Below are 15976 nucleotides of genomic sequence, written 5' to 3'. Positions count from 1 at the left end.
ACTATCGCATCTCCGAGCTTCTGGGATGCCGTCCATTTCGCGAGCGCCAGGAGAGTCGTCGTGAGCATCGAGACCAGCGTCGCCGCCAGCGCCGCGACCGACCGCGTCGCGGAGGTCCCGCTGCGGTTCGTGACCGCGGCGTCGCTGTTCGACGGCCATGACGCGGCGATCAACGTGATGCGGCGGCTGATCCAGGACAGCGGCGCGGAGGTCGTCCATCTCGGTCACAACCGCAGCGTGCGCGACGTCGTGCGCGCGGCGATCCAGGAGGATGCCGACGCGATCGCGATCAGCTCCTACCAGGGCGGCCACACCGAGTACTTCCGCTACGCGGTCGACATGCTCGCCGAGCACGGCGCCGGCCACGTGCGCGTCTTCGGCGGCGGCGGCGGGACGATCACGCCGGCTGAGATCGCCGCGTTGCAGGAGTACGGCGTCGAGCGGATCTACCACCCCGACGACGGGATGTCGCTCGGCCTCGTCGGCATGATCGACGACCTCGTCGAGCGCGCGACGGCGCTGCGGCTGCCGTCGTCGGCGACGCCGCCGGCCGACCCCGCCGCCGGTGACGATCTCGCGATCGCGCGGATGCTGTCGGCGCTGGAGGACGAGACGCTCGACGCCGCGACGCTGGAGCAGCTGCGAGCCGCCTGGGGCGAGCGCGGCGCCGCCGTCCCCGTGCTCGGCATCACCGGCACCGGCGGCGCCGGCAAGAGCACCGTCACCGACGAGCTGCTCGCCCGCTTCATGCGCCAGTTCCCCGACCTGCGCGTCGCGGTGCTCGCGGTCGATCCGACGCGCCGCCGCACCGGCGGCGCGCTGCTCGGCGACCGCATCCGCATGAACAGCCTGCGCCACGAGCGGATCTACATGCGCTCGCTGGCGACGCGGCGGCAGAACCGCGCGACCAGCGCGATGCTGAACGACGCGATCGCCTTCCTGCGCGCCTCCGGCTTCGACCTCGTGATCGTCGAGACGGCCGGCATCGGCCAGAGCGACTCGGAGATCGTCGACCTCGTCGACGTGGCGACGTACGTGATGACGAGCGAGTTCGGCGCCGCCTCGCAGCTGGAGAAGATCGACATGCTCGATCTCGCCGATCTGGTCGTGATCAACAAGTTCGACAAGCGCGGCGCCCAGGACGCGCTGCGCGACGTGCGCAAGCAGTGGCGCCGCAACCGCGTCGCGTTCGAGCTGGCCGACGAGCGGACGCCCGTCTACCCGACGATCGCCAGCCAGTTCAACGACCCCGGCGTCAGCTGGATGTTCGTCAACCTCTGCCGCATGCTCGGCAAGCGGCCGGGCGCCGATCCGGCGCGCTGGGATCCGCGGCTGGAGCTGGAGCGGCACGAGCCGCTCGGCAACATGCTGATCCCCGGCAGCCGCGTCCGCTACCTCGCCGAGATCGCCGAGCAGGGCCGCGGGATCAACGCCGACGCCGAGCGGCTCGCGGCGCTCGCGGCGACCGCGCAGCACCTCTACGAGGCGCTCAGAGCGGTCGGCGACCCCGCCCTGCCGGGGCCGCTGGAGGCGTACGCCGCCGCCGAACTGGAAGCGTCGGCCGGGGATCACGCCGCGCTGCGCGCGCAGTACGACGCGGCGCTCACCGGCCTCGGCGCCGAGGCGGTCGGGCTGCTGCGCGGCTGGGACCGGATGCTGGAGGGGATCACCTCCGAGACCTACTCCTACACCGTCCGTGGGCGCGAGATCACCGGCAGCAACCACCGCACCTCGCTCAGCGGCCAGCCGATCCCGAAGCTGGCGCCGCCGCGCCTCGACGGCTGGGGCGACCGCCTGCGCTTCCTGCTGAAGGAGAACCTGCCCGGCCGCTACCCGTACAGCGGCGGCGTCTTCCCGTACCGGCGCGAAGGCGAGGACCCGACGCGGATGTTCGCCGGCGAGGGCACCCCGGAGCGCACCAACCGCCGCTTCCACTACCTCTCCGAGGGCCAGCCGGCGGCGCGCCTGTCGACCGCCTTCGACTCGGTCACGCTCTACGGCGAGGATCCCGCCGAGCGGCCCGACATCTATGGCAAGGTCGGCAACTCCGGCGTCTCGATCGCGACCGTCGACGACGCCAAGAAGCTCTACTCCGGCTTCGACCTCTGCGCCCCGACGACGTCGGTGTCGATGACGATCAACGGCCCGGCGCCGATCGTGCTCGCCTTCTTCGTCAACGCCGCGATCGACCAGCAGGTCGAGCGCCACCTCGACGCGACCGGCGGCTGGCCGGAGGCCGAGCGGAAGCTGGACCAGATCTTCGCCGGCAAGACGCGGCCCTCGTACGGCGGCGAGCTGCCGGCCGGCAGCGACGGCCTCGGCCTGCGGCTGCTCGGTGTCTCCGGCAACCAGGTCGTCGACAGCGAGACCTACGAGCGGATCAAGGCCGAGACGCTGCGGACCGTCCGCGGCACGGTGCAGGCCGACATCCTCAAAGAGGACCAGGCGCAGAACACCTGCATCTTCTCGACCGAGTTCGCGCTGAAGCTGATGGGCGACGTGCAGCAGTACTTCGTCGACCACGAGGTGCGCAACTTCTACAGCGTCTCGATCAGCGGGTACCACATCGCCGAGGCCGGGGCGAACCCGATCTCGCAGCTCGCCTTCACGCTCGCCAACGGCTTCACGATCGTCGAGTACTACCTCGCGCGTGGGATGGAGATCGACAGCTTCGCGCCCAACCTGTCGTTCTTCTTCTCCAACGGGATGGATCCGGAATACGCCGTGATCGGCCGTGTCGCGCGGCGGATCTGGGCGCGCGCGATGCGCGAGCGCTACGGCGCCTCAGCGCGCAGCCAGATGCTCAAGTACCACGTGCAGACCTCCGGCCGCTCTCTGCACGCGCAGGAGATGAGCTTCAACGACATCCGCACCACCCTGCAAGCGCTCTACGCGATCTTCGACAACACCAACTCGCTGCACACCAACGCCTACGACGAAGCGATCACGACACCGACCGAGGCCTCGGTCCGCCGCGCCGTCGCGATCCAGCTGATCATCAACCGCGAGCTCGGCCTCAACTTCACCGAGAACCCCTGGCAGGGCTCGTTCGCGATCAACGAGCTGACCGACCTCGTCGAAGCCGCCGTCTACGACGAGTTCGACCGCATCTCAGAGCGCGGCGGCGTGCTCGGCGCGATGGACACGATGTACCAGCGCGGCAAGATCCAGGACGAGTCGCTGCACTACGAGCGGCTCAAGCACGACGGCACACTGCCGCTGATCGGCGTCAACACCTTCCTCCCGCGCGAGGGCGCCGGCGAGACCCACGACACGATCGAGCTGGCCCGCTCCACCGACCAGGAGAAGCGCGACCAGATCACCAACGTGCGCGCCTTCGAGGCCAACGGCGCCGACCACGCCGACGCCGCGCTGGCGCACCTGCGCGAGGTCGCGCTCGCGCGCGAGAACGTCTTCGACGCGCTGCTGGAGGCCGTCAAGTTCGCGTCGCTGGGCCAGATCTCCGCCGCCCTCTACGAGGTCGGCGGAGAGTACCGGCGCAACATGTAGACGGACCGGCGGCGCGCCGGCGACGGCGCGCCGCGGCGGCGCTCAGCGCACGATCCGGACGTTCACGACGCGCGTGAGCGTCGTCCCGGGCAGCTTCAGCCGCACGCCCGCGCGGTGGCTCCCGAGCCGCGCTCTCGCACCCACGGCCACGCGCAACGTGACCTCGCGGCCGCGACCGGGCGCCAGCGCGCGCACGTGGACCGGCCGCGCCCGCGCGGCCGCCAGCGCCTTCGGCGTCGTCAGCGACGCCGTCGCCCGCGGCAGCGTGCCGCTCGTCCCGTTGCGCAGCGTGAACCGCAGCAGCGCGACCCTCCCGCGCTTGACCGTCGTCGCGCGCGCCGCCGCGAACGTGACGACGCCGTTTCTGCCGTTTCTGCCATCCCTGCCGTTTCTCCCGTCTCTGCCGGGAGCGCCGTCCCTGCCGTTGACCCCGTCTCTCCCGTTGACGCCGTTCAATGCGGGCTGGCCGGCCGGTCCGGCAGGCCCTTCCGGCCCAGCGGGACCGCCGCTCGGCGCCGTGCCGAAGCCGTCGAGCGGGATCTGCGCGACCTCGCCGTCGGCCTCCGCCACGAGCGTCGCGTGGCGCTCGCCGACGTCGGACGGGGCGAAGCGGATCTGGACCGCGAGCGAACCGCCGGTCGGCGTCAGTGTCAGCGGAAAGGCCGGATCGCCGCCGATGCCGACGACGAGGAAGTCACTCGCGTCGGGCCCGACGATCCGTACGCGCGTGACGGTCGAGGGATCGCCGACCGCGGCGAAGCTCGAGACGCGCGGTCTGCCGATCGTCCCGACCTGCTGCTCGAAGAAGCTCGGCTCGGAGTTCGACGGCTGCAGCGTCACCGTCGTCTGCACGACCTGGTGGCTGGCGCTGCCGCCGGCGGCCAGCCAGGGCACCTGCTTGAGCTTGCCGGCGCGCTGCGGGATCTCGGTGCTCGTCTGCGGATCCTCGGTCGCGGCCGGGTACGGGAAGCCGTACGCGAACGTCGTCGATCCGAGCTGGCCCAGCTCACCGTAGCCCCAGGCGAACACTCTGCCGTCCTCGGCGATCGCGTACGCGCCGCTGGCGCCGGCCGCGATCTGCGTGAATCTCGGTCGCGTCGGGAACAAGGGCAGCGCTGCGGGATTGACCGGCGTCGGCACGCTCACCCCCTGCGCGCCGTTGCCCAGCCCGAGCTGCCCGGCGTCGTTGGCGCCCCACGCGAGCACCGTGCCGTCCGCGAGCAGCGCGTAGCTGGAGCTGCTCCCCGCCGAGATGCTCGTGACCGCGGGACCTGACGGCAACGGAAGGCCCGTCACGCGCGCCGCGTCGTTGCGAGGATCGGTCGAGCCGTCTCCCAGCTCGCCGGCGGGGTTCAGCCCCCACGCCGCGACGCTGCCGTCGTCGAGCAGCGCGAGCGCGTGGCGATAGCCGGAGGAGATCGCGACCGCTCCGCGGCTGTCGGGCAGCGGCACCTGCACGGGCGTGGCCGTGTTGCCGGCGTTGAACGCCGCCGTGCTGCCGAGCGTCTCTCTGTGGCCCCACGCCCACACCGTGCCGTCCTCCTTCAACGCCAGCCCGGAGCGGTTGCCGGCACTGACCGCCCTGACGCCGGCGAGGCCGGCGATCGGCGTCGCGCTCCAGACCGTCAGACCGTTCCCGACGCCGCCGACGCGATTGTCGAGCCCGGCCGAGAGCGACTGGTTGCGGCCGAACGCGACCACCGTGCCGTCGTTGCGGAGCACGAGCGCGGCGTCCTGACCGCCCGCGACCGCTCTGGCGCCTTCGGTTCCGGGGATCGGCGTCAGCACGTCTCTCGTGCCGCTTCTGTAGGTGACGAGCCCGAGCCCGCCGTTGCTCGCCGACCCGGCTCCCAGGACCCCGGACGGGGTGACGACGAACGTCTGGTTGGGCGTGACCGCCGCTGCCGTGACGGTGACGCCGTCGGCGCCGCGGACCGGCGCCGGGACGAACGGCGAGTTGCCGTTGGCGAGCTTGCCGGCCGTGTCCTCCCCCCATGACACGAGCTGCGAGTCCGCGGCGCCGGCCGCCGACGGCGTGAGCGCGACGACCGCGGCGGCGATCGCCGCGAGCGCGTCTGCACGCGCCGCCGAACGGCGCGCGCGGACGTGTGGACCAGAACGGAGGGAGACGAGATGCATGACGTTCCTTTTGCGTATGGACATGACACGCGCGAAGGGACGGCTCGTCATGAGCCGCCCCCTCACCGCTTCACACTCCCGAGGCAGAGTGCAATTCACTGCAGGAGCCGCGATGGCTCATAGGTTTGAGACCGTTCCTTCGATGTGCCAGTAGCCGTTGTAGCCGGCGAACGGACCGCTCGTTATGGGAGCGACCCAGTCGAGCACGATCGTGCCTCCCGTTCTGGTTAGGGTGAACGAGGTCGCGTTGATGACCGCCGCGCCCTGGTTGAACGCCTGGTTGTTCCAGTACGCCGTCCACGCTCTCAGATTCGCGACTATCGTGGCCGGTCTCGCTAGTAGGTTCACGACGATGCTCGGCGCACCGTTGGCGACTCTCGTTATCGGGTCGATGCTCGGCGTCGCGACGCTGAAGTCGACGCCGTCGAACCCGGTCGGAGCGATGATCGCATCGGCGAGCGCGTTGCCGGAGCCGTCGAACGTCGGCGTCGGCGGCTCTTGGTTCGCTAGCAGCGAGAGGCCGTCCGTCCCCGGCGACAACAGCGTGTACGTTCTGTCGAGGGTGTTGGTCGAGCTGGCGTTGGAGTAGTAGTTCGGTGCGACGCCGAGCCGGAACCACGACCCCGTCGGGGTGGCACCGGCCGAGCCGGGCGTGATTAGGAGCGTGTTCCCGAGTAGGACCTCGGTTGCATGTGCCGCCGATGCCGCGAAGGCGGCCACGAGGCCGACGAGCGCCGCCGCGAACAGCAGGACCCTGAGCGGCGCGCGCCAGAGCCCGTCGATCGACTTGCTCACTGCGATCACATCCTTTCGATGTGTATGTGATTGACCCGCCACCCCCGATGAGTGACAGGTGACTGCTATGGGGACGTCTGAGCAGGTCTGAACGTTCCGGCGAGGTGCCAGGAACCTATGAATTTGTCGAACGGGCCCGTGACGATCAGGCTCTTCCACTCGAGCAGGAAGCGGCCGCTCGCCGCGTCGTAGGTGCCGCTCACCGCCGTCGATGCGCCCGGCACCGAGCCGTCGGGCTTCGGCGTGCCCTGGTTGAACCAGTTGCCGTTCCACTGCGCCGCCCACGCCGTCACCTGTCCGCTCAATCTGCCGCCGTTGACGGTGATCGCGGGGAGCGGATCGGCGACGCTGAGCTGCGCGTCCTGCGGCGCGGTGACGATGCTGAAGTACTGACCGAAGAACTTCGTCGGCTGCACGATCCGATTTGCCAATGCGGCGCCGGTCGGATCGAACGCGGGCGTCGGCGCCGGCTGGTAGACGTCGGTCCGCAGGCCGCCGTCGGTGCCGGGGTCCAGCAGCGTGTACTCCTTGTTGCGCGATCTCGAGTCGGCGTTGACGAAGTTGGAGCCGACCGGCGTGACCATCTGGAACCACGAGCCGCTGTGCGTTCCGTTGACGTAGGAGACGCCCGGCTCGATCGCGAAGGTGCCGAGGAGCGGGGTGCCCTGCGGAGCGTTCGGCCCCGGGTCGATCGGGCTGCCTCCCGGCGCGGGGCCTGCCCCCGGCCCCGTGCCCGGCGTCGTCGTGCCGCTGCCGCCGCCGCTGCCGCCGCCCGCGCCCGGTCCCGTCGTCCCTCTCGACGCCGCGCTGACGGTGAGCGTGCGGCTGAGCGCTCTGCCCGACGGCTTGCCCGCGATCGTCACGCGCGCCGTCAGCGACAGCCGGCCGCTGAGCCGCGTCGTCCGCGTCAGCTTGAAGGCCCGTCTGGCGTCGAGCGGCGCGCTGAACCGCTCCACCCCGCGCCGCGCGTCCTTCAGCGTCAACGCGACCCGCGTTCCGCGGCGCTGTCTCGCGCTGAGCGTCGGCAGCGTCGCACGGCCCTGGATCGTCAGCCGCGCGCCGCTCGCTCTCACCTGCGTCAGCGTCAGCCGCGCCGGCGCCGGTCTCGCCGCACGTGACGCGCCCATCGCGGCAGCCGGCGGCAGCGCGCTCAGGATCGCGAGGACAAGCAGGACTCGGAGACGGCTCGGCACGTGCATGCTCCTGACGGATGCGGTCGGACGGTGTGGAGCGCGACCCCGGATCGACGCCGGTGGCAGCTAGCGCTCCACTTGCTCGAAAAACAATACTACATTCTCTACCGGTTTAGTCAAGAATGGTTTTCGGCGCATCGCCCACCGCTCGGCGCAGACGTCGAGATCTGGCTCGGCGACCGCTTCTGCGTCCGTCAGACGCCGGGCCGCCGCGGGCGGGCCGGGCGGATCGCGCCGGAAGCGGCGGCCTGCAGCAGGCGGCGGAACGTCGGGCATTCCATGTGGGTCGGCGCGGGACAGTCGGCGGCGTGGGCGATCGCGTCGCGCATCACGGTCAGCTCGCGGATCCGCTCGTCCAGCTCGGCGGCCTTCGCGGCGAGCATGTCGCGATCGAGGCGCGGGCTGCCGTCGGCGGCGAACATGAGCGCGATCTCGTCGAGTGAGAAGCCGGCGGCGCGGCCCATCGCGATCAGCGCCAGGCGCTCGACCACGGCGGCGTCGAACTGGCGGCGCTGGCCGCGCCGGCCGATCGAGGCGATCAGGCCCTTCTGCTCGTAGAAGCGCAGCGCCGAGGCGGGCAGACCGGAGCGCTTCATCACCTCGCCGATGTCCAATTCGCTCATCCGCTTGACCTCAAGTCGACTTGAGCTGGCACTGTAGCCGTACCGCCCCGAGGAAAGCGAGACGACGACGATGAACGAGACGCGACAGACCGAGGACGAGCACGCGGCGCTGTGGAACGGTCGCTCAGGATGCGTCTGGGTGGACGCGCGGGAGCAGCTCGACGGCCTCTTCCAGCCGTTCGAGGAGCTGCTGGCGGATGTGGTCGCGGCGCGGCCGGAGAGCCGCGTGCTCGACGTCGGCTGCGGAACCGGCGCCACGACGCTCGCGGCGGTGCGACGGCTCGGGCCGCGCGGCAGCTGCACTGGCATCGACATCTCCGCTCCGATGCTCGCCGCCGCCAGAGAGCGGGCCGAGGCAGCGGGCCTCTCGGCGCGCTTCGTGCTCGGGGACGCCCAGACCCATCCGTTCGAGCCGGCGAGCTTCGACCTGCTGATCTCCCGTTTCGGCGTGATGTTCTTCGCTGACCCGGTCGCGGCGTTCGCGAACCTGCGGCGCGCGGCGGCTGACGGCGCCGAGCTGCGTTTCATCGCCTGGCGCGGCCCGGCCGAGAACCCCTTCATGACGACCGCCGCGCGAGCCGCCGCGCCGCTGCTGCCGGACCTGCCGGTGAGCGAGCCGGATGCGCCGGGCCAGTTCGGGTTCGCCGACCCCGACCGCGTCCGCGGGATCCTCGCCGACGGCGGTTGGAGCGCGATCGACCTCCAGCCGCTCGACGTCACGCTCACGATGCCGGCATCGCAGCTCGTCCCCTACGTGACCCGGCTCGGCCCCGTCGGCATCGCGCTGAAGGAGCAGGACGAACAGACCCGCGCGCGGGTCGTCGAGTCGGTCCGCCCTGCCTTCGACCCATACGTCGACGGCGACACGGTCCGCTTCACCGCCGCCTGCTGGACGATCGGGGCGCGGGCCTAGCCGCTCTGGCGCGGGTCGCGGGCGGGCCGGTGTAGGGTTCCGCCCGCGAGTCGATCGCACCCGAAGCACAAGGGTCAGGGAATCCGGTCTGAATCCGGAGCTGGCGCGCAGCGGTGGGGATGCGAGGCGACGGTTCGACATGCCACTGGAGCGATGCTCCGGGAAGGCGAGCCGCCGCAGGCATCCAAGCCCGAAAACCTGTCGACTCGGCCCACGCTGCCCATAGGCCGCGCGGGTTCCGCCAACGCGGCCTCGCGCAACGGGCCGTTCGGAGCAGAGGAGCAGGAACCGAGTCGTGCCGCCTCATCCGCAGGTCCCGCAGCGGGCGCGTGCCGCCCCGCGACGCCCGTCGGCGCTCGTCTTGCTGCTCGTGCTGCTGGCCGCGACGGTCGCGGCGCTGTCGCTGCTCGCGAGCGGTCCCGCCCCGGCGCAGTCGGGCGACCGGGTGCTCGACGGCACGGTCGCCTACATGCAGCAGCACCAGCGCAGAGACGGCTGCTTCCCGATGGTTCCAGGCGGCGAGGCCGACCCGGTCACGGCCAGCCCGTGGACGGCGCTGGCGCTCGCGGCTGCCGGGGTCAACCCGCGCGAGCAGTTCCGCCCCGACGGCTACCGCTCGGTCTTCGACTGCATCGAGGCCGCCGCCGGCCAGCTCGCGAACACGACCGACCTCGAGCGCACGCTGCTGGTCGTCAACGCCGCCGGCACCGACCCGCGCGCCTTCGGCGGCGTCGACCTCGTCGCGGGCATCCTGCGCCAGCAGCGGGACAGCGGCGCCTTCTCGCGCACCTTCGGCAGCGCCGGCGCCGACTCCCCCGTCAACACGACGGTCTTCGCGATCCTCTCGCTCTCGCTCGTCAGAGAGCCGGCCGTCGAGGCGGCGATCGGCCGCGCGGCCGACTGGCTGCTGACCGCGCAGAACGACAGCGGCAGCTGGTCCGACGTCGCCGCGCACACGAACGAGAGCACGGACATGACCGGCGCGGCGCTGCAGGCGCTGCGCGCGGCCGGCCGGGTCGGCGCGGGTGCGGGCACCGAGCACGGGCCCTCGCGCGCGGCGGTCGACAGAGCGCTCGCGTGGCTGCGCACGCTGCAGCGCGATGACGGCGGCTTCCCGCTGCTGCTGCGCGAGCAGACCGGCAACTCCGGCTCGACCGCGTGGGTCGCCCAAGGGCTGTGGGCGGTCGGCGAAGACCCTCGCGCGTGGGTCAGATCCGGCCGCAGCATGCTCGACTTCCTCGCCTCGCTGCAGCGCGACGACGGCCACATCGCCTGGAAGGCCGACAACGACGCCAGCCCGATGTGGATGACGTCGTACTCGCTGCCGGCATACAGCGGCCGCTACCTGCCGATCGCCGCGATCCCCCCGAGCGGCAGGTCGCCCGACCCGCGCAACGCGCCCTCGCCCGAGAGACCGGCCGGCGGGACCGGCGGCGGCAGCGGCGGCGACGAGCGCGCGCCCGGCGGCGGCGTGCTGGCGGGCGGCGGCGGCGAGGGCGCGCCGAACTTCAGCCGCCCGCGGCCGGACAGCAAGGGCGCGACGATCGGCGGCGTGCGGCAGACGCGCGTGACCCGCGCGACGCCCAGACGCGGCCGCGAGCGCACCCAGGCGCAGCAGGACCGCGACGCCGCCGACAGCGATCCGGGGGTGGCGGACGAGCCGGATGAGCCGGACGCCGCGCCCGCGCCGGAGAGCGCCGATGAACCCGGCGCTGCCCCCGGCCCCGGCGACGGCCGCGACGCGTCGCAGCACGGCGACAGCGACGGCGGTGAGCGGGTGACCGGCCTCGTCGTCGGCGGCGGCACCGCGGCCGGCGCGGACGGCGGCGCGCTCGCCGGGGCCTACGGGCTGCGCGGCGCCGAGCGCGGCGGCGACACCGGCCCGCAGCTCGCCCTTGCGATCGCGACAGCCCTGCTGATGGCCGCCGCCGGCGGCGGCCTGTGGGAGCGGCGGCTCACCACATGACTCCGATGCGACGACCCGACCGATGGAGCGAACCCCGATGACTCTCCCCTTCGCCGTCTCGCTGCACGACCGCATCGGCGATGCGCTCGCGCAGCTCGTCTCGGTGCTCGCGATCCCGGTGCTGCTGCTCGCGCTGGCCGCGCTGCTGGCGTGCGCGCTGGAGTGCGGGCGGTTCGCGATGGAGGCATCGCAGCGTCGCGGCCGCCGCCGGCGGTGGCCGCTGCGGGCGCTCGCCGCACGCGCCGTCGCCAGCCCCGGCGAGGCGGCGCAGCTGGCGACCCACGCGCCGTCGTCGTTCGCCGCGACGGCGGTCACGCAGCTCGCGGCGGCCGTCAGCGCCGCGCGACCGCAGGCGGCCGAGCACGCGCTCGCCGACTTCGAGCTGGCGGTGCAGAAGCGGCTCGACCGCACGCGCATGCTCGTGCGCGCCGGTCCGGCGATCGGCCTGATGGGGACGCTGATCCCGCTCGCGCCGGGCCTCGAAGCGCTCTCCGACGGCGACATCGGCCAGCTTGCGAGCGATCTGCGGATCGCCTTCGCCGCAACCGTCGTCGGCCTGCTCGTCGGCACCGTCGCGTTCGCGCTGACGCTCACGCGCACGCGCATGTACACCGAGGACCTGACCGCGCTCGAACGCGCGGCCGAGGCCGTCGCATGAGCCGGATCGGGCTCGGCCGCCACGGCAACCTCGACGACGCCGCCGGCGACCCGCTCGACGGCCTCGTGAACCTCTTCGACGTCGGCATCGTGCTCGCCGTCGCCTTCCTGATCGCCGGCCTCGGCCTCACCTCGACGCAGAGAAGAGCCGCGATCGGCAGACCGCAGCGCGCCGCCCAGCAGCAGAGAGACCTCCCCAGCCCCGCCAGCGCGCCGCCGGCCAGCGGCCGCGGCAGAGCGGTCGGAGAGGTCTACCGCCTCGCCGACGGCCGTCTCGTCTACGTCGAGGACCGCAGATGAGGATGATGGCCGGCGCGTTGTTGATGCCAGACCGGCAATGACGGCCCGAAGCTCGCGGGCGCTTGAAGTGGGGACGAGCATTGTCCGTTCATCGAAACCCCACCTACTGGTGCGAATGATCCGGGTGTGCTCGCACTGGGATCACTGCGCGAGATGCTCGTGCGGAGCGCGCTCCGGCGGGCCCTTATCTGCCATCAAGCCGCGAAAGTAGCCGCGGTCGGTCGCGTCACCTCAAGCGTGATCGCACCCCCAGCTCCATTCCGGCGCCTGAACCCAACCAGGGGGCTCTATGTCCTACAGCGCCACCACGGCGGCGCCGGCCCGTGCCCGGACCCGTACGTCTCTGCCACGCCTGTTGCGCTGATGGCTGCCATGAGCTACGCGTTTCGTGTCTGTCGTGAGAAGCCCGCTCGCGACCGCGAGCGGGCGGAATTGGAGCGTGACTTCCCACGTCGCCAGCCGAAACGCAGAGCCCGGCGCCAAGGACGTTGACTCCTTCAACGTCCGCGCGCGATTGCCGTACGCGTGATGCGCGGAGCCGCGCGCTGAGTGCGCGCGGCTCCGCTGTCCCCCGTCATCTGACCGTCATCGTCCCCTGCTGCCGGATGTCGCGCGAGGAGGCGCCGACGTAGATCGGCACGCTCCCGCTCGGCGTCACCCAGGCGCCGAACCGCGGCGGGGCGGCGGTCGTTCTCCAGTAGCTGAGCAGGTGGTCGGCGGTCCCGAGCCGCACCGGGATCGTCGCCCAGCGCTGCTGGCCCGGCCGCAGCGTCACACGCGCCCAGCCGAGCAGCTGCCGCGGCGGCGTGTCGACCTGGGCCGGCAGCTCGCCGTGGTAGACCTGCACGATCTCGGTGCCGGTGCGCTCGCCCTCGTTGCGCACGAGCACGCGCACGCGCCCGTCGCGCCCGGCGCGGCTTCTCGTCGCCAGCCGCGGATTGCTGACCTGCAGCCGGCTGTAGCCGAACTCCGTGTACGACAGTCCATGCCCGAACGGGAACAGCGGCGTGAGGCCGCGCTCGTCGTAGCCGCGGTAACCGATGAAGATGCCCTCGTCGAAGACCGTCGTCGGATCCTCGTTGCCGAACTGCAGCGACGGGTTCTCGATCCCGAGCTGCTCCGGCTGGTCCTCGGTCGCCGGGAAGGTGACAGGCAGCTTGCCCGACGGGCTGACGTCGCCGAACAGCAGGTCGGCGACCGCTCTGCCCTGCGCCTCGCCCGGGAACCACGCCTCCAGCACGGCCGGCACGTCGTCGAGCCACGGCATCGTCACCGGTCCGCCGTTGAGCAGCACCACGACCGTGTTCGGGTTGGCCTCCGCGACCGCGCTGATCAGGCGGTCCTGGTCCTGCGGCAGCTGCAGTGAGTGGCGGTCGGCGTCCTCGCCCTCGAACGTGTTCGCGACGACAACCGCGACGTCGGCATCGCGCGCCGCCTCGACGGCCTCCTCGATCTGCGGCGAGGCCTCGGCGCTCGGCGGCACCCACGCGAACCGCACGGCCGTGTTCGGCCGCGGCGGACCGCAGCACTGCGAAGGCCCGTCGGTGCGGTAGACGATCCGGATCGCGTAGCTCTCCCCCGCCTGCAGCTCGATCGGCGCGAGGTAGTTGTCGAGCGTGACCTGGTTGCGCGCGATCAGCTCCTGGCCGTCGACGAAGACGCGGAAGGAGCCCATCGCCCGCATGCCGAGCTGGTACGTGCCGCTCTGGGCCGGCGTCAGCGTGCCCTCCCATGTCGCGGTCACCGGGTTGACGATCAGCGGCAGCGGCAACAGCGGCGCCTGGCTCGGGTTGAGGCCGAACGACGCTGTCAGGCCGCCGGTCCCGGTGCGGAGGTTGACCTGGTCCTCGACGCGCGCCAGGAAGGGATCGCCCTGGGGATCGTCGCCGCGGAAGCCGATGTACCAGCTGGCGTTCAGGCCCTGCTCGGCGGAGCCGTCGGCCGGTCTCAGCACGCCGGAGGGAACCGGCGCGGGGCCGCCGAAGGTGTCGCCGTAGCGCGTCGGGTCGGCGCCCGGCGTGTAGGAGACGTCACCGCCGGCGCGGTCCTCGATCCCTTCCAGCAGCGTCGTCAGCCGTGCCGGGTTGGGCACGAACGGGCTGCCGAACATGTCGATGTACCAGTCGGCGTCCGGGCCGATCACGGCGATCGACTCCTCCGCCTCGGCCAGCGGGAGCGCGTCGCCCTCGTTCTTCAGCAGCACCGCGCCCTCGCGCGCGATCGTGCGCGCGAGCCGCTCGCCGCGGTCGAGGATCTGGTCCGGCACCTGGCCGGCCGGGAGGTCCTGCGAAGGCGTGTCGAGCGTGCCGGGCGGCGGGTTGTCGTAGACGCCCTGTGCGAAGAAGGTGCGCAGCACGCGATGGACCATGTCGTCCAGCCGCGCGGCCGAGATCGTGCCCTCCGCGACGGCCGCGGCCAGCCCTTCGAGCGTGCCCAGGTCGGGCGCGCAGACGTCGGCGCCCTGCTCGAAGGCGCCGTAGTCCGGGCAGGCGTTGAAGTCGGAGGAGACCCAGCCGGGGAACTCCCAGTCGACCTTCAGGACGTCCGTCAGCAGGTGGCGGCTGGCGCAGGCGTACGTGCCGTTGACGCGCTGGAAGGCGCACATCGCCGCGCCGGGATCGCCCTGCTTGACGATGATCTCCCACTGCCGCCCGTACAGCTCGCGCAGTGTCCGCTCGTCGAGCACCTCGTTGACGACGCTGCGCGCGGTCTCCTGGTAGTTGCCGATGTAGTGCTTCGCCAGCGAGTAGACGCCGGGCTGACGCTGCACCCCTCTGACGACCCCGGCCGGCAGCCGCCCGCCGAGCAGCGGATCCTCGCCGAACGACTCGCCCTGGCGGCCGAAGTGCGGGCTGCGCACGAGGTCGGCGGTCGGCGCGGTCGAGCCGGCGAAGCCGGTGTGCCACGACTCCTGACCGATCTGGAAGCCGAAGCGGCGCGCGAACGTGCCGCTGAAGGTCGAGGCGAGCGCGACGCCCTTCGGCAGGCTGGTCGTCGGCACGCCGAGGTCGGTTCTGAGGCTGATGCCGCAGCAGCCGTCCTTCTCCTTGCGCGACGGGATCCCCAGCTCGGGACTCGGCGGCGACGGGTTGGCGACGAACAGCCGCAGCTTCTGCTCCAGCGTCATCGCGTCGGACAAGAGGTCGGCGCGCCGGTCCGGCGAGAGGCTCGTGTTCCTCCACGGCTCGCCCGACTGCGCGTGCGCGGTGGCGAAGGTGGTGAGCAACAGCGCGACCGTCGCTCCGAAGACGGCAGCGAGCCGTCCCAGCGTTCCTGGCATCGTGGCCTCGCCTCCTCAGGCGGAATCGCCGGCGCGAATGGCGGTCGGCGGCGGCCGACGCTACGCCTCGTGCCCCACGCGCGCAACGCGATCGGCGGTCCTCAGACGCGGGTTGGCGTCCGCGCGATCCGCGCGTTCACTGGAGCAGGTGCAGCCGCAGCGCCAGGTGCAGTTCGAGCGTGCGCGCGGGGTCGTTCCAGCCCGGCAGCAGCGTCGTCGCCTTGTCGAGCCGCTGGCGCAGCGTGTTGGGGTGCACGTGCAGGGCGGCGGAGGCGGCGGTCGTGCTGTGGCCGCAGTCGAAGTACGTCAGCAGCGTGCGCACCAGCTCGGTGCCGCGCCGCTCGTCCCAGGCGACCAGCGGCGCGAGCGCGCCGGCGACGAAGCCCTGCACCTGCGCGCGGCCCTGCTCGCTCAGCAGCAGCGCGTACGGGGCCAGCTCCGTCTCGCTGCCGGTCGTGCCCTCGCGGCCGAGGTTGACGAGCAGGCGCAGGCAGTCGCTGGCGCGCCGGTGGCTCTCGGGCAGCCGCGCCAGCTCCGCCGCGTGCGCGACCGCGGCGGTCACGGGCGCGGCCGCGCCGGCCGCCAGCTCGCCGCGCAGCC

At 72.3% G+C, this 15976-nt stretch carries 11 protein-coding genes and 1 riboswitch; of the genes, 5 read left to right on the top strand and 6 right to left on the bottom strand.

The features are described 5' to 3' along the window. Window positions 1-60 precede the first annotated feature (60 nt). Window positions 61-3510 (top strand): methylmalonyl-CoA mutase family protein, encoded by a 3450-nt coding sequence (locus R7226_RS07760; RefSeq protein ID WP_318596495.1) that lies wholly within the window; start codon window positions 61-63, stop codon window positions 3508-3510. Window positions 3511-3552: 42 nt separating this feature from the next. On the opposite strand, the gene R7226_RS07755 is transcribed toward R7226_RS07760, so the two are convergent. The 4 genes from R7226_RS07755 to R7226_RS07740 all read right to left on the bottom strand — a co-directional run bounded on the left by R7226_RS07755 (window position 3553) and on the right by R7226_RS07740 (window position 8260). Then, entirely contained in the window at window positions 3553-5649 is a 2097-nt protein-coding gene (locus R7226_RS07755) for an RCC1 domain-containing protein (RefSeq protein WP_318596494.1), read from the bottom strand. Between the two features lie 117 nt (window positions 5650-5766). Beyond that, window positions 5767-6444, bottom strand: coding sequence for a hypothetical protein (locus R7226_RS07750; RefSeq protein ID WP_318596493.1), 678 nt, complete (start codon window positions 6442-6444; stop codon window positions 5767-5769). 65 nt (window positions 6445-6509) lie between these two features. Then, window positions 6510-7637, bottom strand: coding sequence for a hypothetical protein (locus R7226_RS07745; RefSeq protein ID WP_318596492.1), 1128 nt, complete (start codon window positions 7635-7637; stop codon window positions 6510-6512). A 194-nt stretch (window positions 7638-7831) separates the two neighbouring features. Continuing rightward, a complete protein-coding gene (locus R7226_RS07740; protein WP_318596491.1) occupies window positions 7832-8260 on the bottom strand; it encodes a helix-turn-helix domain-containing protein in 429 nt (142 codons plus the stop codon). 70 nt (window positions 8261-8330) lie between these two features. On the opposite strand from R7226_RS07740, the gene R7226_RS07735 reads away from it, so the two are divergent. From R7226_RS07735 to R7226_RS07720, 4 genes are all read left to right on the top strand, one after another. Continuing rightward, entirely contained in the window at window positions 8331-9173 is an 843-nt protein-coding gene (locus R7226_RS07735) for a class I SAM-dependent methyltransferase (protein ID WP_318596490.1), read from the top strand. 47 nt (window positions 9174-9220) lie between these two features. Further along, a riboswitch (cobalamin riboswitch) is annotated at window positions 9221-9381 on the top strand. Between the two features lie 87 nt (window positions 9382-9468). Beyond that, window positions 9469-11139, top strand: a complete 1671-nt coding sequence (locus tag R7226_RS07730; protein WP_318596489.1) for a prenyltransferase/squalene oxidase repeat-containing protein — start codon at window positions 9469-9471, stop codon at window positions 11137-11139. 37 nt (window positions 11140-11176) lie between these two features. Continuing rightward, window positions 11177-11797, top strand: a complete 621-nt coding sequence (locus R7226_RS07725) for a MotA/TolQ/ExbB proton channel family protein (protein WP_318596488.1) — start codon at window positions 11177-11179, stop codon at window positions 11795-11797. After that, window positions 11794-12096, top strand: coding sequence for a DUF2149 domain-containing protein (locus R7226_RS07720; RefSeq protein WP_318596487.1), 303 nt, complete (start codon window positions 11794-11796; stop codon window positions 12094-12096). The genes R7226_RS07725 and R7226_RS07720 overlap by 4 nt, the downstream gene beginning before the upstream one ends. Before the next feature lie 574 nt (window positions 12097-12670). On the opposite strand, the gene R7226_RS07715 is transcribed toward R7226_RS07720, so the two are convergent. Both R7226_RS07715 and R7226_RS07710 read right to left on the bottom strand, forming a co-directional pair. Next, window positions 12671-15376, bottom strand: coding sequence for a glycoside hydrolase family 3 C-terminal domain-containing protein (locus R7226_RS07715; RefSeq protein WP_318596486.1), 2706 nt, complete (start codon window positions 15374-15376; stop codon window positions 12671-12673). A 136-nt stretch (window positions 15377-15512) separates the two neighbouring features. Then, window positions 15513-15976: PucR family transcriptional regulator (locus tag R7226_RS07710; RefSeq protein WP_318596485.1), on the bottom strand; the 464-nt coding region annotated here is incomplete at its 5' end.

This window comes from Conexibacter stalactiti (assembly GCF_033542075.1).
In the GTDB taxonomy this organism is placed as follows: Bacteria; Actinomycetota; Thermoleophilia; order Solirubrobacterales; family Solirubrobacteraceae; genus Conexibacter; species Conexibacter stalactiti.
This window is presented reverse-complemented; position numbering and strand designations above follow the sequence as displayed.